This window comes from Streptomyces hoynatensis (genome assembly GCF_003626535.1).
Lineage (GTDB): Bacteria > Actinomycetota > Actinomycetes > Streptomycetales > Streptomycetaceae > Streptomyces > Streptomyces hoynatensis.
This window is the reverse complement of sequence record NZ_RBAL01000011.1, coordinates 184,578-209,292: the sequence shown is the minus strand read 5'-3', so window position 1 is coordinate 209,292 and position 24,715 is coordinate 184,578. Positions and strand designations below refer to the sequence as shown.

12 protein-coding genes are annotated in these 24,715 nt (G+C 76.3%); 2 read left to right on the top strand and 10 right to left on the bottom strand.

What is annotated here, in order from left to right; all coding sequences use genetic code 11:
- Positions 1-13,913 (top strand): type I polyketide synthase (locus tag D7294_RS19830; RefSeq protein WP_120681661.1); only part of this gene is annotated, 13,913 nt, incomplete at its 5' end.
- 112 nt (positions 13,914-14,025) lie between these two features.
- Here the strand turns inward: D7294_RS19830 and D7294_RS19825 are convergent.
- The 3 genes from D7294_RS19825 to D7294_RS19815 form a co-directional block, all read right to left on the bottom strand.
- Positions 14,026-14,385 (bottom strand): hypothetical protein, encoded by a 360-nt coding sequence (locus D7294_RS19825; RefSeq protein ID WP_120681594.1) that lies wholly within the window; start codon positions 14,383-14,385, stop codon positions 14,026-14,028.
- On the bottom strand, positions 14,382-15,110 hold the full coding sequence (locus D7294_RS19820; RefSeq protein ID WP_120681592.1) for a tetratricopeptide repeat protein: 729 nt from the start codon (positions 15,108-15,110) through the stop codon (positions 14,382-14,384). Before D7294_RS19820 ends, D7294_RS19825 begins: the two co-directional genes overlap by 4 nt.
- Positions 15,111-15,256: 146 nt before the next feature.
- The gene (locus D7294_RS19815) at positions 15,257-15,742 is read right to left on the bottom strand and encodes an RrF2 family transcriptional regulator (protein ID WP_120681657.1); all 486 of its coding nucleotides are present in this window, start codon (positions 15,740-15,742) and stop codon (positions 15,257-15,259) included.
- Positions 15,743-15,829: 87 nt separating this feature from the next.
- Between D7294_RS19815 and D7294_RS19810 the strand changes: the two genes are divergently transcribed.
- Positions 15,830-16,579 (top strand): SDR family oxidoreductase, encoded by a 750-nt coding sequence (locus D7294_RS19810; RefSeq protein WP_241562497.1) that lies wholly within the window; start codon positions 15,830-15,832, stop codon positions 16,577-16,579.
- Positions 16,580-16,606: 27 nt separating this feature from the next.
- On the opposite strand, the gene D7294_RS19805 is transcribed toward D7294_RS19810, so the two are convergent.
- The 7 genes from D7294_RS19805 to D7294_RS19775 are packed head-to-tail and all read right to left on the bottom strand — an operon-like array spanning position 16,607 to position 24,715.
- Entirely contained in the window at positions 16,607-17,449 is an 843-nt protein-coding gene (locus D7294_RS19805) for an HpcH/HpaI aldolase/citrate lyase family protein (RefSeq protein ID WP_120681655.1), read from the bottom strand.
- 5 nt (positions 17,450-17,454) lie between these two features.
- On the bottom strand, positions 17,455-18,735 hold the full coding sequence (locus D7294_RS19800) for a CaiB/BaiF CoA transferase family protein (RefSeq protein WP_120681590.1): 1,281 nt from the start codon (positions 18,733-18,735) through the stop codon (positions 17,455-17,457).
- Positions 18,732-19,655, bottom strand: coding sequence for a ribokinase (gene rbsK / locus D7294_RS19795; RefSeq protein WP_120681588.1), 924 nt, complete (start codon positions 19,653-19,655; stop codon positions 18,732-18,734). The genes D7294_RS19800 and rbsK overlap by 4 nt, the downstream gene beginning before the upstream one ends.
- Positions 19,652-21,085, bottom strand: a complete 1,434-nt coding sequence (locus D7294_RS19790) for an ADP-ribosylglycohydrolase family protein (protein ID WP_241562496.1) — start codon at positions 21,083-21,085, stop codon at positions 19,652-19,654. The genes rbsK and D7294_RS19790 overlap by 4 nt, the downstream gene beginning before the upstream one ends.
- 5 nt (positions 21,086-21,090) lie before the next feature.
- Positions 21,091-22,266, bottom strand: coding sequence for an ADP-ribosylglycohydrolase family protein (locus tag D7294_RS19785; RefSeq protein ID WP_120681586.1), 1,176 nt, complete (start codon positions 22,264-22,266; stop codon positions 21,091-21,093).
- A complete protein-coding gene (locus D7294_RS19780) occupies positions 22,263-23,600 on the bottom strand; it encodes an ADP-ribosylglycohydrolase family protein (protein WP_479681732.1) in 1,338 nt (445 codons plus the stop codon). Before D7294_RS19780 ends, D7294_RS19785 begins: the two co-directional genes overlap by 4 nt.
- Positions 23,597-24,715 carry an ADP-ribosylglycohydrolase family protein gene (locus tag D7294_RS19775; protein ID WP_120681584.1) on the bottom strand — a complete coding sequence of 373 codons (1,119 nt, stop codon included), beginning with the start codon at positions 24,713-24,715 and terminating at the stop codon, positions 23,597-23,599. Before D7294_RS19775 ends, D7294_RS19780 begins: the two co-directional genes overlap by 4 nt.

Here is a 24,715-nt window from a genome sequence, read left to right as displayed (position 1 = left end):
GGTTCCCGGTGTTCGCCGCCGCCCTGGACGAGGCGCTGGCGCTGCTCGACCCGGCGGTGCGCGAGGTGATGTGGGGCGCGGACAAGGCGGAGCTGGACCGTACCGGGGTGGCGCAGCCCGCGCTGTTCGCCATCGAGGTGGCGCTGTATCGACTTGTCGAGTCCTGGGGCGTGCGGCCCGAGTTCGTCGCGGGCCACTCGATCGGCGAGATCGCGGCGGCGCACGTCGCGGGGGTGCTGTCCCTGGAGGACGCCTGCACGCTGGTGTCGGCGCGGGCGCGGCTGATGCAGGCGCTGCCCGAGGGCGGCGCCATGATCGCCGTCCAGGCGTCCGAGGACGAGGTGACCCCGCTGCTGACCGAGCGGGTGGCCGTGGCCGCCGTCAACGGCCCCCAGGCCGTGGTGCTCTCCGGCGACACCGACGCCGTCCTCGAAGCCGCCGCGGCCATCGAGGCCCAGGGCCGCAAGACCACCGTGCTCCCGGTGTCGCACGCCTTCCACTCCCCGCTGATGGACCCGATGCTGGAGGAGTTCCGGGAGGCCGTGACCGGCCTCGCCTTCGCCGAGCCCCGGCTGGGCATCGTGTCGAACCTGACGGGCCGCCTCGTCGAGGCCGGGGAACTGGGCTCGGCCGGGTACTGGGTGCGGCACGTGCGGGAAACCGTGCGGTTCGCCGACGGGGTCGGCGCCCTGCGCGACGCGGGCGCCGACGTGTTCCTCGAACTGGGCCCCGACGGCGTGCTGTCGGCGATGGCCGCCCACACCCTGGACGGCGAGCAGGCCCGGATCGTGCCCTCCCTGCGCAAGGACCGCGCCGAGGAGACCACCCTCCTCACCGCGCTGGCCCACCTGCACGTGGCCGGCGTCGCCGTGGACTGGGCCCCCCTCTTCGCAGGCACCGGGGCGCGCCGCGTCGACCTGCCGACCTACGCCTTCCACCACGAGCGCTACTGGCCCGCCCGCGTCACCCGCCCCGGCGACGCCGACGGCCTCGGCCTGTCCGCCGCCCAGCACCCGCTGCTCGGCGCCTCGGTGGAACTCGCCGAGGGCGAGGGCCTGTTGTTCACCGGCCGGCTGTCGCTTTCCTCGCACCCCTGGCTGGCGGATCACGCCGTGATGGGGCAGGTGCTGCTGCCCGGGACGGCGTTCGTGGAGCTGGCCGTCCGGGCGGGTGACGAGGTCGGTTGCGACCGGGTGGAGGAGCTGACCCTGGCCGCGCCGCTGGTCCTGCCCGAGCAGGGCGCGGTGCAGGTGCAGCTGCGGGTCGGCGTGGCCGACGAGACCGGCCGGCGTTCCTTCGTCGTCCACAGCAGGCCCGAGGGCGCCGCCGACCTGCCGTGGACCCCCAACGCCACGGGCTCGCTGATCACCGCCGGGCCGCCCCAGGTCGAGTTCGACGCCGTGACCTGGCCGCCCGCGGGCGCCGAACCGGTGGAGATCACCGACTGCTACGAGGGCTTCGCCGAAGGCGGGTTCGCCTACGGCCCCACCTTCCGCGGCCTCAAGGCCGCCTGGCGGCGCGGGGAGGAGACCTTCGCGGAGGTGACCCTCCCCGAGGGCGTGGAGCCCGGCGGCTTCGGCCTGCACCCGGCGCTCCTCGACGCCGCCCTGCACGCCTGGATGGTGACCGGCGCGGAACCCGGCGCCGCGGCGGGCCTGCCGTTCTCCTGGGAGGGCGTGTCCCTGCATGCCACCGGCGCGGCGAGCCTGCGGGTGCGCCTGACCCCCGGCAGCGGGGACTCCCTCGGCATCACCGCCGCCGACCCGGCAGGCGAGCTGGTCGCCCACGTCGAGACGCTGGTGACCCGCCCGCTCGCCACCGAGCAGCTCGGCGCCCCCACCGGCGCACCCGACTCCCTCTTCGGGCTGGACTGGATCGCCGCCCCGGCCCTCCCGGCCGGCCTCGGCGACCGCACCGTGGCCGTGCTCGGGGCCGACGACCTCGGCCTCCCGCAGGCCACCCGGCACGCCGACCTCGACACCCTCCCCGAGGAGCGGGTGCCGGGGCTGGTCCTGGTGCCCCTCCCCGAGGCCGCCCCCGGCGAGGCCACCGACGCCCTGCGCGCCCGCACCACCTGGGCGCTTCGCCTGGCCCAGCGGTGGACGGAGGAGGAACGCTTCGCCGACTCCCGGCTGGTGTTCGTCTCGCGCGGCGCCGTGGCCGCCGCCCAGGGCGAGGTGCCCGACCCGGCAGCCGCCGCCCTCTGGGGCCTGGTGCGGTCCGCCCAGTCCGAGCACCCCCACCGCTTCGGCCTGCTCGACCTGCCCGCCGCCCCGCCCGCCGCCGCACTCCTCGGCCAGGCCCTGGCGGTGGAGGAGCCGCAGGTGGCGGTGCGCGAGGATGCGGTGCTGGTGCCGCGTCTGGTGCGCGCCGGGCTGCCCGAGGGCGGGTTCGCGTGGGACCCGCACGGCCTGGTGCTGGTGACCGGCGCCACCGGCGGTCTGGGTGCGGCACTCGCCCGGCACCTGGCGCGGGAACGCGGAGTGCGGCGCCTGCTGCTGGTCAGCCGCCGCGGACGCGACGCCGAAAGCGCCGCCGAACTCCTCGCCGACCTGGAAGAGGCCGGTGCCGAGGCCGAGTTGGTGGCCTGCGACGTCGCCGACCGGGCGGCGCTGGCCGGCCTCCTGGCCGAACGCGAGGTGGCGGCCGTCGTCCACACCGCGGGCGTCCTGGACGACGGCGTCCTCGGCTCCCTCACCCGCGAGCGCCTCGACTACGTCTTCGAACCGAAGGCCGACGCCGCCTGGCACCTGCACGAACTCACCCGGGACCGCGACCTGTCGGCCTTCGTGGTGTTCTCCTCCGCGGCCGGCGTCTTCGGCAACCCCGGCCAGGCCAACTACGCCGCGGCCAACGCCTTCCTCGACGCCCTGATGGCCACGCGCCGCGCCGAGGGCCTGCCCGGCCTGTCGCTGGCCTGGGGCGCATGGACCGGCACCGGCATGCTCGCCGCCGCCGACGACGAACGCCGCGCACGCAGCGGCATGCCCGCGCTGCCGGTGGAGCAGGGGCTTGCCCTGTTCGACGCGGCCCTGGCCGCCCCGCAGGCGCTGCTCCTGCCGGTGCGCCTGGACCTGCCGGTGCTGCGGACGCAGCCGCAGATTCCGCCGCTGCTGCACGGGCTGATCAGGGTGCGGTCCCGGCGGGCCGCCGCCGGCTCCGACACGGCCGTCACGCTCGTGCGCCGCCTGTCCGGGCTGGACGCCGACGCGCGCCGCGAGGCGCTGCTCGGCCTGGTCCGCGGTGAGGTGGCCGCCGTCCTGGGGCACGCCGACGCCGCGAGCATCGAGGCCACCCGGCCGTTCAACGACCTGGGCTTCGACTCGCTGACCGCCGTCGAGCTGCGCAACCGGCTCGGCACCGCCACCGGCCTGCGCCTCCCGGCCACCATGGTCTACGACTACCCGACCCCCACGGCCCTCGCCGACCACCTCCTCGGCGAGCTCTTCGACGCGGCAGAACCCGCAGCGGCCCTGCCCACCCGGGCCCTGCCGCCCGTCTCCGACGACCCGATCGTCATCGTCGGCATGGCCTGCCGCTACCCCGGCGGCGTCTCCTCGCCCGCGGACCTGTGGCGCCTGGTCCTGGAAGGAACGGACGCCATCAGCGAGTTCCCCACCGACCGCGGCTGGGACCTGGCCGGCCTCTACCACCCCGACCCGGACCACCCCGGCACCTCCTACACCCGCAGCGGCGGATTCCTGCACGATGCGGGGGAGTTCGACCCGGAGTTCTTCGGGATGAGCCCGCGGGAGGCCCTGGCCACGGATGCGCAGCAGCGGCTGCTGCTCGAAACCACGTGGGAGGCGATCGAGTCCGCCGGGATCGACCCGGTGTCGCTGCGCGGCAGCCAGACCGGCGTCTTCGCCGGCGTCATGTACAACGACTACTCCTCGATCCTCCACGGCGGCGGCTTCGAGGGACACCAGGGCACCGGCACCTCGCCCAGCGTCGTCTCCGGCCGCCTGTCCTACACCTTCGGCCTGGAGGGCCCCGCCGTGACGGTGGACACGGCCTGCTCCTCCTCCCTGGTGGCGATGCACCTGGCCGCGCAGGCCCTGCGCGCGGGCGAGTGCGACCTGGCGCTCGCGGGTGGCGTGACGGTGATGTCCACGCCCTCGGCGCTGGTGGAGTTCTCGCGGCAGCGCGGGCTGTCCCCCGACGGGCGCTGCAAGGCGTTCTCCGACTCCGCCGACGGCGTCGGCTGGTCCGAGGGCGTCGGCGTCGTGACGCTGGAGCGCCTCTCCGACGCCCGCCGCAACGGGCATCAGGTCCTCGCGGTGCTGCGCGGTTCTGCGGTGAACCAGGACGGTGCGAGCAACGGGCTGACGGCGCCGAACGGTCCCTCGCAGCAGCGGGTGATCCGCCAGGCCCTCGCCGGGGCCGGCCTGTCCACCTCCGACGTGGACGTGGTCGAGGCGCACGGCACCGGCACCACGCTGGGCGACCCGATCGAGGCCCAGGCCCTCCTCGCCACCTACGGGCAGGAGCGCGAACGGCCCGTGCTGCTGGGCTCCATCAAGTCGAACATCGGCCACACCCAGGCCGCGGCGGGCGTGGCGGGCGTCATCAAGATGGTCCTCGCCATGCGGCACGGCCTCGTGCCGCGCACCCTGCACGTGGACGCGCCCTCCTCGCACGTGGACTGGGAGGCGGGCGCCGTCGAGCTGCTGACCGAGCAGACCGAATGGCCCGAGGTGGACCGTCCCCGCCGCGCCGGCATCTCCTCCTTCGGCGTGAGCGGCACCAACGCCCACCTCATCCTCGAACAGGCCCCGGAGACACGGGAGGAGCCCACGCAGGCGGAGCCGGCGGAAACCCCCGCGACCCGCCCCGCCGTGGTGCCGCTGCCGGTGTCGGCGAAGTCGGCCGAGGCCCTGGAGGGTCAGGTCGGGCGCATCGCCACCTTCGCCGCCCAGGCATCCCCGCTGGACGTGGGCTACTCCCTGGTGACCTCCCGGTCGCTCTTCGACCGCCGCGCCGTGCTGCTGGCGAGCGCCGAGGGCGTGACCGAGGCGGCCCGCGGCACCGCCACCGAACGCTCCCTGGCGCTGCTGTTCACGGGTCAGGGTGCGCAGCGTCTGGGTATGGGCCGTGAACTGTACGGGCGTTTCCCGGTGTTCGCCGCCGCCCTGGACGAGGCGCTGGCGTTGCTCGACCCGGCGGTGCGTGAGGTGATGTGGGGCGAGGACGCGGAGGCGCTGAACCGCACCGGGGTGGCGCAGCCCGCGCTGTTCGCCATCGAGGTGGCGCTGTATCGGCTGGTCGAGTCCTGGGGCGTGCGGGCCGAGTTCGTGGCCGGTCACTCCATCGGTGAGATTGCGGCGGCGCATGTGGCGGGGGTGTTCTCGCTGGAGGATGCCTGCGCGTTGGTGTCGGCGCGGGCGCGGTTGATGCAGGCGCTGCCCGAGGGCGGGGCGATGGTGGCCGTGCAGGCCACCGAGGAGGAGGTCACCGCCCGGCTCACCGACGGTGTGTCGATCGCGGCCGTCAACGGGCCTGCCGCGGTGGTGCTTTCGGGTGAGGAGGCGCCGGTTCTGGAGCTGGCCGCTTCGTTTGAGGCGCAGGGGCGGAAGACGAGCCGGCTGAGGGTGTCGCACGCCTTCCATTCGCCGTTGATGGACCCGATGCTGGACGAGTTCCGCGCCGTGGTCGAGGGCCTGTCGTTTGCCGAGCCGCGTATCCCGGTGGTGGCCGCGGGTGAGGTGACCTCGCCCGAGTTCTGGGTGCGGCACGTGCGCGAGGCCGTCCGCTTCGCCGACGCCGTGGGCCGCCTGGTGGAGCAGGGTGCCTCCGCGTTCCTCGAAGTCGGCCCCGACGGGGTGCTGTCGGGGATGGCGGCCGAGTCGGTGCCCGATGGTGCCGTGGTGGTGCCGGTGCTGCGCCGGGACCGCGGCGAGGAGGAGGCGGCCGTCACCGCCCTCGCCCGGCTGCACGTCGCGGGGGCGCGGGTCGAGTGGCGCGCCCTGTTCGCCGGGACCGGCGCCCAGCGGATCGACCTGCCCACCTACGCCTTCCACCACCAGCACTACTGGCCCCCGGTCGTCGCCAGGCCGGGCGACGCCGCCGGGCTCGGACAGCTCGCCGTGGCGCACCCGCTGCTCGGCGCGGCCGTCGAACTCGCCGAGGGCGAGGGCCTGTTGTTCACCAGCCGCCTGTCGCTTTCCTCGCACCCCTGGCTGGCCGACCACGCCGTCATGGGGCAGGTGCTGCTGCCAGGCACCGCCTTCGTCGAACTCGCCGTCCGGGCGGGCGACGAGGTCGGCTGCGACCGGGTCGAGGAGCTGACCCTGGCCGCGCCGCTGGTCCTGCCCGAGCAGGGCGCCGTGCAGATCCAGGTCGCCGTCGGCGCCGCCGACGCCTCGGGCGCCAGGCCGGTAGCGGTCTACTCCCGTCCCGAGGGCGACGCCGGACTGTCGTGGACCCAGCACGCCACCGGCACCCTGACCGCAGCCGCCCCGGCCGCGCCGGAACTCGGCTTCGACGCCGTCGCCTGGCCGCCGCCCGGGGCCGAGCCGGTGGACGTCACCGACTGCTACCCGGGCTTCGCCGAACTCGGCTTCGCCTACGGGCCGGCCTTCCAGGGCCTGCGGTCGGTCTGGCGGCGCGGCGAGGAGGTGTTCGCCGAGGTGGCGCTCCCCGAGGGCGTGGAGCCGGGCGGCTTCGGCCTGCACCCGGCGCTCCTCGACGCCACCCTGCACGCCGCGCTGCTCGCGGGCAGCGGGGAGGAGGGCGGGCTGCCGTTCTCCTGGCAGGGCGTCACGCTGCACGCCACCGGCGCGGCGAGCCTGCGGGTGCGGCTGACCCTCGGCGGGGACGGCACCATGGCGATCGCCTGCGCCGACCCGGCGGGCGGCCCGGTCGCCCGCGTCGAGTCGCTGGTGACCCGCCGGGTGGCCGCCGAACAACTCGGCGAGGCCAGGACCGAGCAGGACTCGCTGTTCGCCGTCGACTGGGTCCCCGCCCCGCCCGCCGCGGCCGGCGAACGGCAGGCGGCGCTGCTGGGCGCCGACCCGTTCGGGCTGGGGGATCTGCCCCGCCACGCCGACCTGGCCGCCCTCGCGGAGGCCGGGGTGCCGGAGGTGGTGCTGGCCCCGCTCGCCGCCGAGGCGGAGGGCGCGCCCGAGGAGATCGCCCGGGCCGTGTCCGCGCGGGCCCTCGCCCTCGCCCAGGAGTGGGTGGCCGACGAGCGGTTCGCCGACTCCCGGCTGGTGTTCGTCACCCGCGGCGCCGTGGCGCCCGCGGACGGCGAGGTGCAGGACCCGCCGACGGCCGCGGTGTGGGGCCTGGTGCGGTCCGCCCAGTCCGAGCACCCCCACCGTTTCGGCCTGCTCGACCTCGACGCCGGCTCCGGCCCCGAGGCGCTGGCCTCCGCCCTGGCGGTGGAGGAGCCGCAGGTGGCGGTGCGCGAGGGTGCGGTGCTGGTGCCGCGTCTGGTGCGCGCGGGGCTGCCCGAGGGCGGGTTCGCGTGGGACCCGGAGGGCCTGGTGCTGGTGACCGGGGCGACCGGCGGTCTGGGTGCGGCGCTCGCCCGGCACCTGGCGCGGGAGCGCGGGGTGCGCAGGCTGCTGCTGGTCAGCCGCCGCGGGCGCGACGCGGAAAGCGCGGCCGGGCTCTTCGCCGACCTGGAAGAGGCCGGTGCCGAGGCCGAGTTGGTGGCCTGTGACGTCGCCGACCGGGCGGCGCTGGCCGGCCTGCTGGCCGAGCGCGAGGTGCGGGCGGTGGTGCACACCGCGGGCGTCCTGGACGACGGCGTCCTCGGCTCCCTCACCCGCGAGCGCCTCGACTACGTGTTCCGGCCCAAGGTGGACGCGGCCTGGCACCTGCACGAACTCACCCGGGAGCGTGAGCTGTCGGCCTTCGTGGTGTTCTCCTCGGCGGCCGGCGTCTTCGGCACCCCGGGGCAGGCCAACTACGCCGCGGCCAACGCCTTCCTCGACGCCCTGATGGCCAGGCGCCGCGCCGAGGGCCTGCCCGGCGTGTCGATGGCCTGGGGCGCCTGGGCGGAGGCCGGCATGCTGATGGCCTCGGACGCCGAGCGGATGGCCCGTTCCGGCATGCCGGCGCTGTCGGTGGAGCAGGGGCTTGCCCTGTTCGACGCGGCCCTGGCCGCCCCGCAGGCGCTGGTCCTGCCGGTGCGCCTGGACCTGCCGGTGCTGCGGGCCCAGGCGCAGATTCCGCCGCTGCTGCACGGGCTGATCAGGGTGCGGTCCCGGCGGGCCGCCGCCGGCTCCGACACGGCGGTCACGCTGGTGCGCCGCCTGTCCGGGCTGGACGCCGACGCGCGCCGCGAGGCGCTGCTCGACCTGGTGCGGGGCGAGGTCGCCGAGGTGCTGGCGCACGCCGACCTCTCCAGGATCGAGGCCGACCGGCAGTTCAAGGATCTCGGCTTCGACTCGCTGACCGCGGTCGAGCTGCGCAACCGGCTGTCCACGGCCACCGGGCTGCGCCTGCCGGCCACCATGGTCTACGACTACCCGACCCCCGCCGCTCTCGCCGGGCACCTGCACGAGGAACTGTTCGACGCGGCGCAGGAGGCGGCCGCCGTCCCGGCGCGGGCGCTGCCGCCGGTGTCGGACGACCCGATCGTCATCGTCGGCATGGCCTGCCGCTACCCCGGCGGCGTCGCCTCGCCCGAGGACCTGTGGCAGCTGACCCTGGACGGCACCGACGCCATCTCCGGCTTCCCCACCGACCGCGGCTGGGACCTCGACGCCCTGTACCACCCCGACCCGGACAACCCCGGCACCGCCTACACCCGCAGCGGCGGATTCCTGCACGACGCGGGCGACTTCGACCCGGCGTTCTTCGGGATGAGCCCCAGGGAGGCGATCGCCACCGACTCCCAGCAGCGGCTGCTGCTCGAAACCACGTGGGAGGCGATCGAGTCCGCGGGGATCGACCCGGTGTCGCTGCGCGGCAGCGCCACCGGCGTCTTCGCCGGCGTCATGTACAACGACTACGGGGCGGGCCTGGGCGGCGGCGAGTTCGAGGGCCACCAGGGCACCGGCTCCTCGCCGAGCGTGGCGTCCGGACGCGTCGCCTACACCTTCGGCTTCGAGGGGCCCGCGGTGACCGTGGACACGGCCTGCTCCTCCTCGCTGGTGGCGATGCACTGGGCGATGCAGGCGCTGCGGGCGGGGGAGTGCGACCTGGCGCTCGCGGGTGGCGTGACGGTGATGTCCACGCCCTCGGCGCTGGTGGAGTTCTCGCGGCAGCGCGGGCTGTCCCCCGACGGGCGCTGCAAGGCGTTCTCCGACTCCGCCGACGGCGTCGGCTGGTCCGAGGGCGTCGGCCTGCTGGTGCTGGAGCGCCTGTCGGACGCCCAGCGCCACGGGCACCGGGTCCTCGCCCTGGTGCGCGGCTCTGCGGTGAACCAGGACGGGGCGAGCAACGGGCTGACGGCGCCGAACGGGCCCTCGCAGCAGCGGGTGATCCGCCAGGCCCTCGCCGGCGCGGGCCTGTCCACCTCCGACGTGGACGTCGTCGAGGCGCACGGCACCGGCACCACGCTGGGCGACCCGATCGAGGCGCAGGCCCTCCTGGCGACCTACGGGCAGGACCGGGAACGGCCGCTGCTGCTGGGCTCCATCAAGTCGAACATCGGGCACACCCAGGCCGCGGCGGGCGCCGCCGGCGTCATCAAGATGATCATGGCGATGCGGCACGGCGTGCTGCCCAAGTCCCTGCACATCGACGCGCCCTCCTCGCACGTGGACTGGGAGGCAGGCGCGGTGCACCTGCTGACCGAGCAGACCGAATGGCCCGAGGTGGACCGGGCCCGCCGGGCGGCGGTCTCCTCCTTCGGCGTCTCGGGCACCAACGCCCACGTCATCATCGAGCAGGCCCCGCACACCCCCGCGGAGATCGAGACCCCGCAGACCGAGCCCGCGGCCGTGCCGCTGCCCGTCTCGGCCCGCACCGCGGGCGCCCTCGACGGGCAGGTGGAGCGGATCGTCGCGTTTGCCGAGGCGGAGCTTCCGGTGGATGTGGGCTTGTCGTTGGTGACCTCGCGGTCGGTGTTCGAGCACCGGGCGGTGCTGCTGGCCGGTGAGGAGGGCGTCGCCGAGGTGGCCCGTGGCGTGGCGGGGGAGCGGCGTCTTGCGGTGCTGTTCACCGGTCAGGGTGCGCAGCGCCTCGGGATGGGGCGTGAACTGTACGCCAGGTTCCCGGTGTTCGCCGCCGCCCTGGACGAGGCGCTGGCGCTGCTCGACCCGGCGGTGCGCGAGGTGATGTGGGGCGCGGACAAGGCGGAGCTGGACCGTACCGGGGTGGCGCAGCCCGCGCTGTTTGCCATCGAGGTGGCGCTGTATCGGCTGGTCGAGTCCTGGGGCGTGCGGCCCGAGTTCGTCGCGGGCCACTCGATCGGCGAGATCGCGGCGGCGCACGTCGCGGGGGTGCTGTCCCTGGAGGACGCCTGCACGCTGGTGTCGGCGCGGGCGCGGCTGATGCAGGCCCTGCCCGAGGGCGGCGCCATGATCGCCGTCCAGGCGTCCGAGGACGAGGTGACCCCGCTGCTGACCGAAGGCGTCGCGATCGCCGCCGTCAACGGGCCCGCCTCCGTGGTGCTCTCCGGCGAGGAGCAGGCCGTCCAGGCCGTCGCCGGCGCCCTCCGGGACCAGGGCCGCAAGACCACCGCCCTGGCCGTCTCGCACGCCTTCCACTCCCCGCTGATGGACCCGATGCTGGCGGAGTTCCAGGCGGCCGTCGCGGGCCTCACCTTCCACGAGCCCCGCATCCCCGTCGTGTCCAACCTCACCGGACGGCTCGCCGGCGAGGCCGACCTGCGCAGCCCCGCGTACTGGGCGCGGCACGTGCGGGAGACCGTCAGGTTCGCCGACGGGGTGGGCGCGCTCGCCGAGGCGGGCGCCACCGCCTTCCTCGAACTCGGCCCCGACGGGGTGCTCACCGCCCTGGCCGCCGCCTCGCTGCCCGAGGACGCCCTCCTCGTGCCCTCCCTGCGCAAGGACCGGGACGAGGAGACCGCCGCCGTCACCGCGCTGGCCCGCCTGCACGTGGCCGGCGTGCCCGTCGACTGGGCGCCCCTCTTCGCGGGGACCGGCGCCCAGCGGGTCGACCTGCCCACCTACGCCTTCCAGCACCAGCGGTTCTGGCCGGCCGGAACGCTGCGGGCCGGCGACGGCGCGGGCATCGGCCAGGTCGCCATCGGCCACCCGCTGCTCGGGGCCTCGGTGGAACTCGCCAACGGCGAGGGCCTGTTGTTCACCAGCAGGCTGTCCCTGTCCACGCACCCCTGGCTGGCCGACCACGCCGTCATGGGCCGCGTCCTGCTGCCCGGCACCGCCTTCGTGGAACTCGCCATCAGGGCGGGCGACGAGGTCGGCTGCGACCGCATCGAGGAGCTGACCCTGGCCGCGCCGCTGGTCGTCCCCGAACACGGCGCCGTGCAGGTCCAGGTGTCCGTCGGCGCCCCCGACGAGTCGGGGGCCCGCCCGCTGGCCGTCTACTCGCGGCCCGAGGGAGCCGCCGACCAGCCCTGGCTGGAGAACGCCACCGGCACCCTCACCGGCAACGGGCACAAGCCGGACTTCGACGCCGTCGCCTGGCCGCCCGCCGAGGCGGAACCCGTCGAGGTCGCCGGATGCTACGAGGGCTTCGCGGAGATCGGCTTCGCCTACGGCCCCGTCTTCCAGGGCCTGAAGTCGGTGTGGCGCAAGGGAGAGGACGTCTACGCCGAGGTGGCGCTGCCCGAGGACGTGCCAAGCGAGGCATACGGGCTGCACCCCGCCCTGCTGGACGCAACCCTGCACGCCTACCTGCTCGCCGGCTCGGGCGAGGGCGGCGGGGGCCTGCCGTTCTCCTGGGAGGGCGTCTCCCTGCACGCCACCGGCGCCTCCGCGCTGCGGGTGCGGCTGCGCCCCTCCGGGGACGCGCTGGCCCTCGCGGTGGCCGACACCGCGGGCCAGCCCGTGGCCACCATCGAGACCCTGACGCTGCGCACCGTGTCCACCGAGCAGCTCGGCGAGGGGGAACCGGGCCGCGAGCCGCTGTTCCGCCTCGACTGGGTGCCCGCCGCCACCGAGCCCGCCGAGGCCCCCTCCTGGGCCCTCGCCGGACCCGACGTCCTCGGCCTGGCCGAAAGCCTCGGCGGGCGGCCGGGATTCGAGAGCCTGTCCGCCCTCGCCGAGGCGCCCGAGGTGCCCGAGGTCGTGGTGATGCCGCTCGCGGCCCCCGACCTGCCGGTCGCCAAGGCCGCCCACGAGGTCACCGCACAGGCGCTCGGCGTTCTGCAGGAGTGGCTCGCCGAGGAGCGGTTCGCCCACTCCCGGCTCGTGCTCGTCACCCGCGGCGCCGTGGCCGCCGAGCCCACCGACACCGTCGACGTGGCCACGGCCGCCGTCTGGGGCCTGGTCCGCTCCGCGCAGTCCGAGAACCCCGGGCGCCTGACCCTGGTCGACGTCGACTCCGCCGACCTGTCCCTGGCCGTCCTGCCGCAGACCTTCGGCGAGGAACCCCAACTCGCCGTCCGCGAGGGCCTGATCCTGACCGCCAGGCTCGCCCGGGTCGCCGTGCCCGCAGCCCCGGCAGGTCAGGCCGCGGAAGAGGCCGCGCAGGAGGCGCCCGCCGGGCAGGACGCCCTTCCCGAGGCTGGCTGGGACGGCGAGGGAACCGTGCTGATCACCGGCGGCACCGGTGGCCTCGGCGCCCTGCTCGCCCGGCACCTGGTCGTCGCACGCGGCGCGCGCAGCCTGCTGCTCGTCAGCCGCCGCGGCCCGGAGGCGGAAGGCGCGGCGGAACTCGTCGCGGAACTCGCCGGGCACGGGGCCCACGCCGAGGTCGCCGCCTGCGACGTGTCCGACAGGTCCGCGCTCGCCGCGCTGCTCGGCGCGCACCAGGTGACCGCCGTCGTGCACACCGCGGGCGTCCTGGACGACGGGGTGATCGGCTCCCTGACGCCGGAGCGGCTGACGGCCGTGCTGCGGCCCAAGGTGGACGCCGCCTGGCACCTGCACGAGCTCACCCAGCACCGCGAGCTGCGGGCGTTCGTGCTGTTCTCCTCCGCCGCCGGCGTCTTCGGCAACCCGGGCCAGGGCAACTACGCGGCGGCCAACGCCTTCCTCGACGCGCTGGCCGTCCACCGCAGGGAGCTGGGCCTGCCCGGGCTCTCGCTCGGCTGGGGCGCCTGGGCGCAGACCGGGATGGTCGCCGCGACCGAGGCCGACCGCATGGCCCGCTCCGGGATGCCGCCGATCACCGAGGAACAGGGACTTGCCCTCTTCGACGCCGCCGTCGAGGGCGCCGAGGCCGCGGTGCTGCCGGTGCGTCTCGACCTGTCCGTGCTGCGGGCCCAGCCCGAGGTGCCGGCGCTGCTGCGGGGCCTGGTGCGGACCAGGGCCCGCCGCTCGGCCGCCGGGGCCGAGGGGGCCGAGTCCCTGGTGCGGCGCCTGAACGGGCTCACCGAGGCGGAGGTCCGCGAGGCCCTGCTCGACCTCGTCAAGGAGCAGGTCGCCACGGTCCTCGGCTACGCGGACACCGCGGAGATCGAGGCGGAACGGCAGTTCAAGGAGCTGGGCTTCGACTCGCTGACCGCGGTCGAGCTGCGCAACCGCCTGGGCGCGGCCACCGGCCTGCGGCTGCCCGCCACCCTCGTCTTCGACTACCCGACGCCCACCGAGCTGGTCGGCCTGCTGCTGGACCAGCTCGACCTCGACACCAGGGAGGACACCGGCGGCGTCCTCGCCGAACTCGACGCGCTGGAACGCGCCATCGGCAAGGCCGCCGTCGACGAACAGCTCTTCAAGCAGGTCGCCGGGCGCCTGGAGGTGCTGCGCACCCGGTGGGCCTCGCTGCGGGAGGACCCGAAGAAGGCCGAGGAGCCCGAGGTGGACTTCGACACCGCCTCGGACGACGACCTGTTCGCCATGCTCGACGACGAACTGGGCCAGGACTGACCGGCCCCGGGGCGAGGCGCCGCGCGCCCACCCGCCGCCGTCCCCGCATCGGGCGGCGGCGGGCGGGCCGCCGCGGCGGGCGGGCGGCCCGGCTCCCCGGCCAGGACCCGGCTCAGCGCGCGGGCGTGCGCCCGGCGGCGAGTTCCGCGAAGACGTGCGCGGGGTCGCGCTGCTTCCAGTACCGGAACAGCAGGGAAACCTCCCCGTCCGCGGCGGCGAACGAGCCGATCGGCCGCGCGGCGTCCACGAGGTAACGCGGCTCGTCCCACTGCTGCGCCAGCACCGCCAGCGGGCGGTCGGCCACCAGCACCCAGGTGGCGCGCCCGCCGGCGATCGTGGCCAGGAAGTGGCCCGCCACGATCCCGTCGACGACCTCGGCCAGCGAGGCGCCGGGCGGCACGTCCAGGGTCTCGGCGTGCGGCAGGGCGTCGTCCCCCATGGCGACGCTGCTGCGGTCCACGCGGACCCTCACGGCAGGCCCGCCTCCCCGGCCGCCTCCGCCGCCCCCGGCAGTTCCGCCAGCAGCCCCGCGGCGCCCTGGTGGCCGGCCCGGGCGGCGGCCCCGAGCCAGGAGGCGGCCTCCCGCTCCTCGCCCGCCTCCAGCCGCAGGCGCCCCAGATTGGCCATCGCGTCGACGTGCCCGGCCCGGGCCGCCCGCTCGAACCACCGCCCGGCCTCCGCCCGGTCGCCCCCGAGCACGTGCTGGATGGCGAGGTTGTTCATCGCGGTGGTCACCCCGGCCTCGGCGGCCCGCAGGTACCAGTCCTTCGCCTCCTCGCGCCGGCCGGCCCGGGCCAGGAGCGCGGCCAGGTCGTTCATCGCCAGGGCGTGGCCCGCCTCCGCGGCGCGCCGGAACCACCGCTGCGCCTCCTCCAGGCCCTCCGGGCGCGGCAGGGACACCCCCAGCTCGTACATCGCCCAGGCGTCCCCGGCCCCGGCGGCGCGCTCCAGCCAGGAGTGCGCCTCCCGCTCCCTGCCGTCCTGGCGGGCCAGCCACACCAGGCACTTGACCGCGGTGAGGTCGCCCTCCTCGGCGGCCGGGCGGAAGTGGCGTTCGGCCGCCTCCAGCAGGCCGAAGGTGGCCAGTTGCCCGCTCCAGTGGGCGGCGGCGCGCTCGTCGTCGTCCGCCGCCGCCTGCGGCAGGACGGTCATCGCCACGGGGCCGATGCCTCGCGAGAGGCTGTCGTCGACAGTCATGCCGCACAACCTACTCAGCCCGCCCCGCTCTCCTCGACTCGCCCGTGATTACCGCGAGTTGAGGGAGTGCCGGGCGCGGCGGGGGCGGCGGGGCGCCCGCCCTCGGCCGGTCGCGGGCGGGCCCGGCCGAGGGCGGGCGGGCCCGGTCAGGGCCGGTCCTGGGCGGTGTTGGCCAGGAGCCGCCGGGTGCGGGAGGGGGCCCAGCCGGGGAGCGCGGCGAGGATGTCGGCCAGGGAGGTCGCGGCCAGGCTGCTGCGCCAGGCCTCGTGCGCCTCCGCCATCTTCTGCGCCAGGAGACAGGGCGTGCGGCACTCCTCGGGCGGCAGCGCGCCCCGGCCCTGCCGGCGGATCTCGCGGCACTCGTAGGGGGAGGACACGCCGTCGACCGCCTCCACTATCTGCAGCAGCGTGATCTCGGCCGTGGGCCTGGCCAGCCGGAACCCGCCGCGCGGGCCCGTCGTCGCGGTCAGCACCCCGGCCCGGACCAGCGCCTGCAACTGCTTGGCCAGGTAGGGCGCGGGCAGGTCGAAGTACTGGGCGAGCTGTGCCGCCGAGGCGGTGGCCCCTGCCTCGAGTTGCGCCAGCGAGGCGGCGCAGTGCAACAGCCATTCCGTACTCACAGGCAGCTTCATGGTCACCGATTCTATCCAAGAGATTGCGGATCCATTGAGTCCTTAATATGCTGTGTGGGCAGCAAGGCAGACAGAGGAGAAAACGCCATGACCATGCGGATCGCCGTCGCCGGAGCGACCGGGAACATCGGGGCCCTCACCGTCGCCGCCCTGGAACGGGCCGGGCACCAGGTCGTACGCATCAGCCGCTCCCTCGGCGTGGACCTGACCAGCGGCGAGGGCCTGGACGCGGCCCTGGCCGGGGTCGAGGCCGTCGTCGACGCCACCAACAGCACGGCCACCGACCGGGAGGAGGCGGTCTCCTGGTTCCGCACCACCACCGGCAACCTGCTCGCCGCCGGGGAGCGGGCCGGCGTCCGCCACCACGTCCTGCTCTCCATCGCCGGGGTGCACCGCGCCGAAGGCAACGCCCACTACGCGGGCAAGCGCGAGCAGGAACGCCTGGTGACCCAGGGCCCGCTGCCCTGGACGATCCTCCCGGCCACCCAGTTCCACGACTTCGCCGCCATGGTGACCGGCTGGACCGAGCACGAGGGAGTGGCCACCATCGCCCCCCTGCTGGTGCAGCCGGTCGCGCCCGGGGACGTGGCCGAGGTGCTCGCCGAGATCGCCGCCGGCGCGCCGCAGGGACGCCACCGCGACCTCGCGGGACCCGAGCCGCAGGACCTGGTGGACATGGCCCGGCGCACCAACGAGGCGCGCGGCCGCACCGTGCGGCTCGTGCCGACCTGGTCCGGCCTGTTCGACTCCTCGATGGCCGGCGAGGTGCTGCTGCCCGGGCCGGACGCCAGGATCGCGCCCACCACCTTCGAGCAGTGGCTGGCCACGCAGCGCTGAGCCGCGTCCCTCAGCCTTGCCCGTGCCTCAGCCCTGCCGGCGCGGGCGCCCGGCCAGGGCCAGGGTGCGGCGGGCGCCGGCGACGACGGCCGCGTCCACGAACCTGCCGTCCGGCAGGGCCAGCGCCCCCGCATCCGTCACCGCGGCCCTGACCACCTCGGCCGCCTGTGCGACCTCCGCCTCGGTCGGCAGGTACGCCTCCTCGATCACCGGCAGCTGCCTGGGGTGGATCGCCGTGCGGCCCAGAAAGCCGAGGGCGCGGCCCTGCGCGCAGGAACGGGCCAGGCCCGCCGTGTCGCGGACGTCCGGGTACACCGACTGCGGCGGCGGCGCCAGTCCCGCGGCCCGCGCCGCCACCACCGCCCGCCCGCGCGGCCAGGCCAGGCCGCTGCCGTCGCTGACGCCCAGATCCGCCCGCAGATCCGCCTCGCCCAGCGCGATGCCGGCCACCGCGGGATGCGCGGTGGCCACCGCGAAGGCCAGCTCCACCCCCAACGCGCTCTCCAGCAGCGGGTACAGCGGCGGCACCCGCTCCCCGGCCCAGCCCACGACCCGCGCCACGTCCCCGGGCCCGTTCACCTTCGGCAGCCGCAGCCCGTCCAGCCCGGGCAGCGGCGCCAGACGCCGCACCTCCCGCTCGGCCAGCGGGCCCGTCAGCGCGTTGACCCGCACGTGCACCGGCACCGGCGGCACCGAGGAGAGCAGTTCCGCCGTGGCGTCCAGCGCATAGGACTTCCGCTCGGGCGCCACCGCGTCCTCCAGGTCCACCAGCACCACATCCGCCCCGGAACGCAGCGCCTTGGCCACCACCCCGGGCCGGTCGCCCGGCGCGTACAGCCAGGTCAGGTACGTGCTCTCCGCGGCCCGCACCCCGTTCACAGCACGCCCTCCGCCCGCAGCGCGGCGATCTCCGCCTCCGACATGCCGAGCCCCCCGAGGACCGCGTCGGTGTCCGCGCCGTGCGGGCGCCCCGCCCACCTGATCGCCCCCGGGGTGTCCGACAGGCGGAAGAGGACGTTCTGCATGCGCAGCGTGCCGAGTTCCTCGTCCTCGACCTCGGTGATCGAGCCGAGCGCCCGGTACTGCTCGTCCGCCAGCACGTCCCTGACGTCGTAGACCGGGGCGATCGCCGCCTCCGCCTTCTCGAAGGCCGACACCACCTCGTCCCGCGGGTGCGCCGCGATCCACGAGCCGACGGCCTCGTCCAGCTCGTCCGCGTGCGCCGCCCGGCCCGCGCCCGTGGCGAACCACTCCTCGCCGATCACCTCGGGGCGCCCCACCAGGCGCATCACGCGCTCGGCGACGGACTGCGCCGAGGTCGACACCGCCACCCACTTCCCGTCGGCGGTCCGGTAGGTGTTGCGCGGCGCGTTGTTCGAGGAACGGTTCCCGGTGCGCTGCTGCACGTAGCCCAGCTGGTCGTACCACAGCGGGTGCGGGCCGAGCACCGTCAGCATCGGCTCGATGATCGCCATGTCCACCACCTGCCCGCGGCCGGTGGCCTCCCGCCCGGCGAGCGCGGTCATCACGGCGTAGGCCGTGGACAGGGCCGCGATGGAGTCGGCCAGCCCGAAGGGCGGCAGCGTCGGCGGCCCGTCCGGCTCCCCGGTGATCGCCGCGAAGCCGCTCATCGCCTCGGCGAGCGTCCCGAACCCGGGCCTGCGGGCGTAGGGCCCGAACTGGCCGAAGCCGGTGACCCGGGCCAGCACGAGCCGCGGATTGACGGCGGAAAGCTCCTCGAAGCCCAGGCCCCAGCGCTCCAGCGTGCCCGGCCTGAAGTTCTCGATCACGACGTCGGCTTCGGCGGCCAGCCGCAGCAGGACATCCCGCCCCGCGGGCCGCGACAGGTCGATCGTGACCGTCCGCTTGTTGCGGCCGAGCAGCTTCCACCACAGGCCCACCCCGTCCTTGGCGGGGCCGTGGCCGCGGGAGGGGTCCGGCTTCCCCGGGTGCTCCACCTTGATCACCTCGGCGCCGAAGTCGCCGAGCATCGTGGCGGCCAGCGGCCCGGCGAACAGCGTCGCCAGGTCGATGACCCGCAGCCCCGCCAGCGGCCCCTGCCCCGGCCGGGGCCGCGGCCCGGTCCCGTTGGTCTCGTTCGCCGCGTCGGCCCCGTGGGTCTCCTCGGCCCCGGTGGCCCCTGTGTCTTCGTTCATCGTGCTTCCTGGAGGTCCTTGACGAACACGGCGTCGATCTCCTCGCGCCGTGGCATGGAGGAGGAGGCGCCCGGGCGCTGCACGGACAGGGCGGCGGCCGCCGCCGCCCAGGCCAGCGCCTCCGGCATCGCGCGGCCCTCCCCGCGCGCCACCGCGAGCGCCCCCACGAAGGTGTCCCCGGCGGCCGTGGTGTCCACCGCCCGCACCCGCCGCGCCGGCACGGTCAGGGGCCGCGCGCCGCGCGCCGCGTACAGGCAGCCCGCCTCGCCCAGGGTGATCACGACCTCGGGCACCCGCTCCAGCAGCGCCTCGGCGGCCGGGCGCGCGTCCCGGTGGCCGGTGAGGGCGGCGGCCTCGTGCTCGTTGGGCACCAGCAGGTCGACGTGGGAGAGGAGTTCCCCCGGCAGCTCCCGCGCGGGCGCCGGGGTGAGCACCGTGGGCACGCCGCGGGACCTGGCGGCCCGCGCCCCGGCGACGACGCCGGCCATCGGCAGCTCCAGCTGCAGCAGCAGCGCCCCGGCCGCGGCGATGCGCTCCTCGTCCCCGGGGGCAAGGCCGGTCACCGTGCCGTTGGCGCCGGGGACCACGACGATCGCGTTGCCGCCCTCGTCGTCCACCACGATGTGCGCGGTGCCGCTCGGTCCCGGCACCGTGCGCAGCCCGGCCGTGTCCACGCCCGAGCCGGCCAGCGCGGCCCGCAGCCTGGGCCCGAACTCGTCCTCGCCGACCGCGCCGATCATCGTGACCGAGCCGCCCGCCCTGGCCGCGGCGATCGCCTGGTTGGTGCCCTTGCCGCCGGGCACCGTGCGGAACTCCCTGCCGGTGACGGTCTCCCCGCGGCGCGGCGCGGCCGGCACGTAGGCGACCAGGTCCATGTTGGTCGAGCCGAGCACGGCGATGGCCGGTGCGCTGCTGCTCATCGGGCGGCCTCCAGGGTGAGGGTGGCGAGGCGGTCGAAGCCGACGCCGTCGAAGCCCGCGACCGTGGTCGACAGGCGGTTCTTCAGCGGGGCGGTCCACCGGGCGGGGATCGCCTCGGGCGAGCCGGCGAGCAGCCCGGCAAGGGAGCCGGCCGTCGCCCCGTTCGAGTCGGTGTCCCAGCCGCCGGAGACCACCCGGCAGATCGAGGCGGTGAAGTCGCCGTCCGCGTGGGTCAGCGCGGCGGCGAGCAGCGCCGCGTTGGGCAGCACGTGCACCCAGTGGTGCCCGGCGAACCGCGCGTGCAGCCGGTCCACGACGGCCTCGAAGGCGGCCGCCCCCGGCCCGGCCGCGCGCGCCGCCTCGATGCCGAACCTGACCGCCGCGGCCAGCCGGGAGCCGGGCGGCACCACGGCCAGCCCCGCCCGCAGGCAGCCGTGCACGTCCACGCCGCCCCCGGCCGCCGCGGCGATCGCCGCCGCCGCGAACATCGCGCCGTACACGCCGTTGGCCGTGTGCGTGAGCACCGCGTCCCGGTGGGCCAGCTCCGCCGCGGCGGCCGGGTCGCCCGGCCGAATCCAGCCGAAGACGTCGGCCCGGATCAGCGCCCCGATCCACTCCCGGAACGGGTTGCGGAAACGGGCCGTCTCCGGCGGCTCGACGCCGGCCAGGAGGTTGCGGTAGGCGACCCGCTCCGCGGTGAACGTCCGGCCGGCCGGCAGCTCGTCAAGCCACAGCGAGGCCACGTCGGCGGTCGTGAACCCGGGCCCGTACCGCTGCAGCAACAGCAGCCCGAGCAGCGGGTAGTTGAGGTCGTCGTCCTCGGGGGCCCCGTCGATGTTCTCGGCCAGCGAGGTGGCCGCGGAGCGGCGGTTCCACGGGTGGGCCGCGGCCGTCTCGGGCGGCAGCCCCACCGCGGTGAACCAGCCGTCGAGCGGCCAGTTCCCGGTGGCGCGGGCCAGGGCACGGATGCCGTCGAGCGGCAGCTTCTCCACCGGCTTGCCGAGCACGCAGCCCGCGGCCCGCCCCAGCCAGGCGGCGTGCAGCCGCCGCAGCAGCGCGGCGTCCCGCGGCACGCCGGGCCCGCCGGGCGCGGGCCAGTCGGGGCACGCGGCCTTCACCGCGGCCAGCCCGGTGGGCTCCCGCCCCGCCAACGGCGAGTCCAGCGCGGCGAGTTCGTCGAGGAGCCGGGTGGCGAGCCGGCGCAGCTCAGGCGTCGCCACGGCGGGCGAGGCGCCGGCGCGGTCGGGCGCCGGGTGCCCGCCGGCCTCCCGCCAGCGGCGCTCCACCCCGGCGGCGTCCCGCCCGTCCTGGGCCGCCTGCCGCAGCTCGTGCCCCACCAGGTCCTCCGGCTGCACCCAGGTCAGGCGCAGCGCGCCCGCCCCGGCGCCCGATGCAGGTGCCGATGCCGGTGTCGGTGCCGATGCCGTCACGCGCCTCACTCCCCGGCGAGCGCGCCGAAGGCGGCCTCGTGCGCCCGGCGCCGCTCCACGTCCCGGGCGAACACCTCCCGCGCCACCGCGGACAGGGCCGCGGCGGGGGCCAGCAGGTCCAGGCGGCTGGCCCTGGCGACCTCCTCGCTCCACTCCGCGGGCACCACGCCCGCCCCGCCGAGCGCCCCCACGATGGCGCCGCTCATCGTGGCGATCGAGTCGCAGTCCCGGCCGTAGTTGACCGCGCCCAGCACCGTGTGCCGGTAGTCGCCGCGCCCCACGAGCAGCATCCCCAGCGCGATCGGCAGCTCCTCGATGGCGTGCAGCCGGGAGGGGCGGCGCGCCCCGAGCGAGGGGTTGCGGTAGTCGGGGCCCACCGTGTCGAAGGGGGCGACCGCGGCCCGCAGCGGCGCCAGCGCCTCCTCGAAGTCCTCGAAGCGGGCGGCCGTTTCGCACACCGCCTCGATGGCGGCCCTGGTCCCGTCCTTCGCCAGGCCGAGCGCCTCCTCGACGACGGACTCGGGCGTGGCGCCCGGCGCGCAGGCCGCGGCCACCGCCGCCGCGAACACCCCGGCCGCCTCCCGGCCGTAGGAGGACTGGTGGGCGCCCGCCACATCCAGCGCCTCGGCGTAGGCGCCGCGCGGATTGCCCGCGTTGACCAGGCCGACCGGCGCCATGTACATCGCGGCCCCGCAGTTCACGATGTTGCCCACGCCCGCCTCGCGCGGGTCGACGTGGCCGTAGTGGATGCGGGCCACGATCCACTTCTCGGCCAGGAAGATCCGCTGCAACGGCAGCACCTCGGCGCCGAGTTCCGGCACCCAGCGCGGGGTGGTGATCAGGTCGGGCACCAGGTGGTCGGCGACGGCGTACGCGTCCAGGTGGTCGCGCACCTTCTCGTAGACCCGGACCAGGGCGTGCGTCATCAGGGTGTCGTCGGTGACGTGCCCGTCGCCCTTGTGGTAGGGCGCGATCGGCCTGGCGGTGCGCCACTTGTCCTTGTGGAACGGCTCGACGATGCCGCGGACCCGGCCGCCGTGGCGTTCCACGATGGCCTCGGGGGCCCAGCCCTCGACCGGGCCGCCGAGCGCGTCCCCGACCGCCGCGCCCACCAGGGCGCCGGCGCAGCGGTCCTCCAGCGTGGGGGCGAGTACGGACGGGGCGGCGGTGGTGGTGCTCATGCGAGAGGTCCTTCCTGGGCGGCGGTGAGGGGGTTGTGGGCGAGCTGTTCCGCGATCTCGACCAGGTCGGTGCCCGCGAGCTGCGGCAGCGCGCAGCCCGCCAGCGAGCGGCAGGCGCTGCGCCAGGTGGCCGGCAGCGACTCGGCGCCCCCGACCACGCCGGTGAGGGCGCCCGCCAGCGCGGGCGCCGAGTCGGCGACCCGCGACAGGCAGGCCGCGCTCGGCACGGCCTCGGTGACCGAGCCCGCCGCGGCGGTGGCCACCGCGAGCGCCACCGGCAGGGTCTCGGCCGCCGCGATGCCGTAGCTGTAGACGTGGTCGACGATCTCGTGTTCGAGCACGGGGACCAGGGCGAAGGCGTTGCCGGGCAGGCCCGGCCTGGCCGCTGCCGCCGCCCTGCCAAGATCCACGGCGTGCAGGGCGTTGCGGCGGATCTCGGTGTTCTCCGGAAGCTGCCGCAGCGCGGCGTCCACGCAGGCGTCGATCGGCGCGCCGCCGAGGGCCGCGGCCACCGCCGCCGCCATCGCCCGCGCCCCGTGCACCCCGTCGCCGTCCTGGGTGTACCTGGCGTCGAACTCGGCCAGATCCGCGGCCAGTTCCGGCTCGCCCGGGTGGACGACGGCCAGCACGGCCGCCCGCACGCAGGCCGCGTCGTCGAAGTAGTGCGGGTTGTCGTGGCCGGTGGCGGGCGGGCGCAGTCCCGCGGCCAGGTTGCCCAGGCCGGCCCGCACGGAGATCCGCGCCCGCAGCGGGATCTGCGCCGACTCGATCTCGTCGGCCCGGTCGGCCGCCGCGGCGACCTCGTCGGCCAGCGCGTTCCACGACAGGGAGAGCGCCGAACGCACCCGCTGCCCGGCCGGCAGGTCGGTGCCGCCGGAGGCGGTGGCCGACAGGACGGCCAGCGCCGTGAACGCCGCCCACTCGGCGTCGTCCGAGGGGCCGAGGCGCAGCGGCTCCGAGGGCTGGTTCAGCGCGATCGGCACCGGCAGCGTGGTGGTGGCGTTCTGCTCGGCGAAGGTGTCGAGTTCCCGGGTCAGCCGCCGGGTCCAGTCGGGCAGCCGGGCGGCCCGGTGCCGCCCGGCGGGCCAGCCGGCGGCGTCGCCGGCCGCCAGCCCGAGCAGCAGCCCCTCGATGCGCCGGGGGCCTTGCGCGAGTGCGGCCCCGGCCGGGACGGGCTCTGGGGCGGTGGGGGGCGTCATGGTGCGGGTCCTTCGGTACGCGGTCAGGCGGCGCGGGCGCGCCGCGGGGCAGTCGGGGGCGGCGGATGCGGGGGGCGCGGCGGGCCGCGCGGCCCGCCCGGCCGCGGAACCCGCGTCCGCCCCGTGCGCCCTCACGGGACCGCCTCCTCGTGACGCGCGGCGGCCACCAGCCGGTCGGCCACGTCCAGCACATGCCACCCCGCCATCGAGGGCAGGCAACTTCCCCGCGCCGGGCCGATGGCCTTCGCCCAGTCGGCGGGGATGGCGCCCTCGCCGCGCAGCGCGCCGGACAGCGCCCCCGCCACCGCGGCCGTGGTGTCGGCGTCCCGGCCCATGTTCACCGCCATCGGCACGGCCTCGGCGAACTCCCCGCGCACGGCCGTGAACGCCCCGAACGCCAGGCCCACCGCCTCAGGCGCCAGGTCGGTCCACGGGTAGCCGCCGATGACGGTCGCCGACCTGACGGCCCGTTCGATGGACAGCTGGGTGGCCTGCGGGTCGCGCCGCGCCCGCCGGGCCGCGGCCACCGCCCGGTGCAGCGAACGCGCCGTCCAGGAGTCCTCGGGCACCACGGACAGCGCGGCCTGCACCACCGCGTCGGGGTTGTGCCCGACCATCGCCGCCGCCACCCCCGCGGCCACCGCGCGCCCGCCGTAGATGCCCTCGCCGTCGTGCGAGACCGTGCCGTCGATGGACACCAGGCGCGCCGCCTCGGCCGGCCGGCCCGCGGCGTACACCCCGAAGGGCGCCGCCCGCATCGCCAGCCCGTCGCTCCAGGCGTGCCGGTGCTGCGCCGAGATCGGCGCGGCCAGCCCGCGGCGGAGGTTCTCCAGCGTGCCGCGCTCGCTGAACCCCGCCCCGCGGAACGGGCCCTCGTCCCGGTCGGCGATCCACTCGTGCCAGGCCGACTCGACGTGGGCGACGGTGAGACCCGAGCCGTGCTCGGCCAGCAGCAGCGCCGAGAACAGCGCGTACTCCGTGTCGTCGGTGCCCGCCGGGTCCTCGGAGACGAAGCCGACGATGCGGCCCCAGCGCTCCCTGATCTGCGAGGGCTTCATGTTCTCCGCCGGGGCGCCGAGCGCGTCGCCCACGGCGAGGCCGAGCATCGCGCCGCGGGCGCGGTCCCGGGGGACGATCGGCGCCGGCGGCGGGCGGTGCGGCACCGTGCTGAGCCGGCGCGGACGGTCGGGGCCTTCCGCGTCGCGCCGGGCGGGCGCCTGGCCGGTGCCGGAGGGGAGGCTGACACTCAT

Excerpts from the sequence above, each read along its gene's own strand:
- D7294_RS19820 (WP_120681592.1), bottom strand. The coding sequence starts at position 15,110 with ATGACTGTCGACGACAGCCTCTCGCGAGGCATCGGCCCCGTGGCGATG.
- D7294_RS19815 (WP_120681657.1), bottom strand. The coding sequence starts at position 15,742 with ATGAAGCTGCCTGTGAGTACGGAATGGCTGTTGCACTGCGCCGCCTCG.
- D7294_RS19810 (WP_241562497.1), top strand. The coding sequence starts at position 15,830 with ATGACCATGCGGATCGCCGTCGCCGGAGCGACCGGGAACATCGGGGCC.
- D7294_RS19800 (WP_120681590.1), bottom strand. The coding sequence starts at position 18,735 with ATGAACGAAGACACAGGGGCCACCGGGGCCGAGGAGACCCACGGGGCC.
- rbsK (WP_120681588.1), bottom strand. The coding sequence starts at position 19,655 with ATGAGCAGCAGCGCACCGGCCATCGCCGTGCTCGGCTCGACCAACATG.
- D7294_RS19785 (WP_120681586.1), bottom strand. The coding sequence starts at position 22,266 with ATGAGCACCACCACCGCCGCCCCGTCCGTACTCGCCCCCACGCTGGAG.
- D7294_RS19775 (WP_120681584.1), bottom strand. The coding sequence starts at position 24,715 with ATGAGTGTCAGCCTCCCCTCCGGCACCGGCCAGGCGCCCGCCCGGCGC.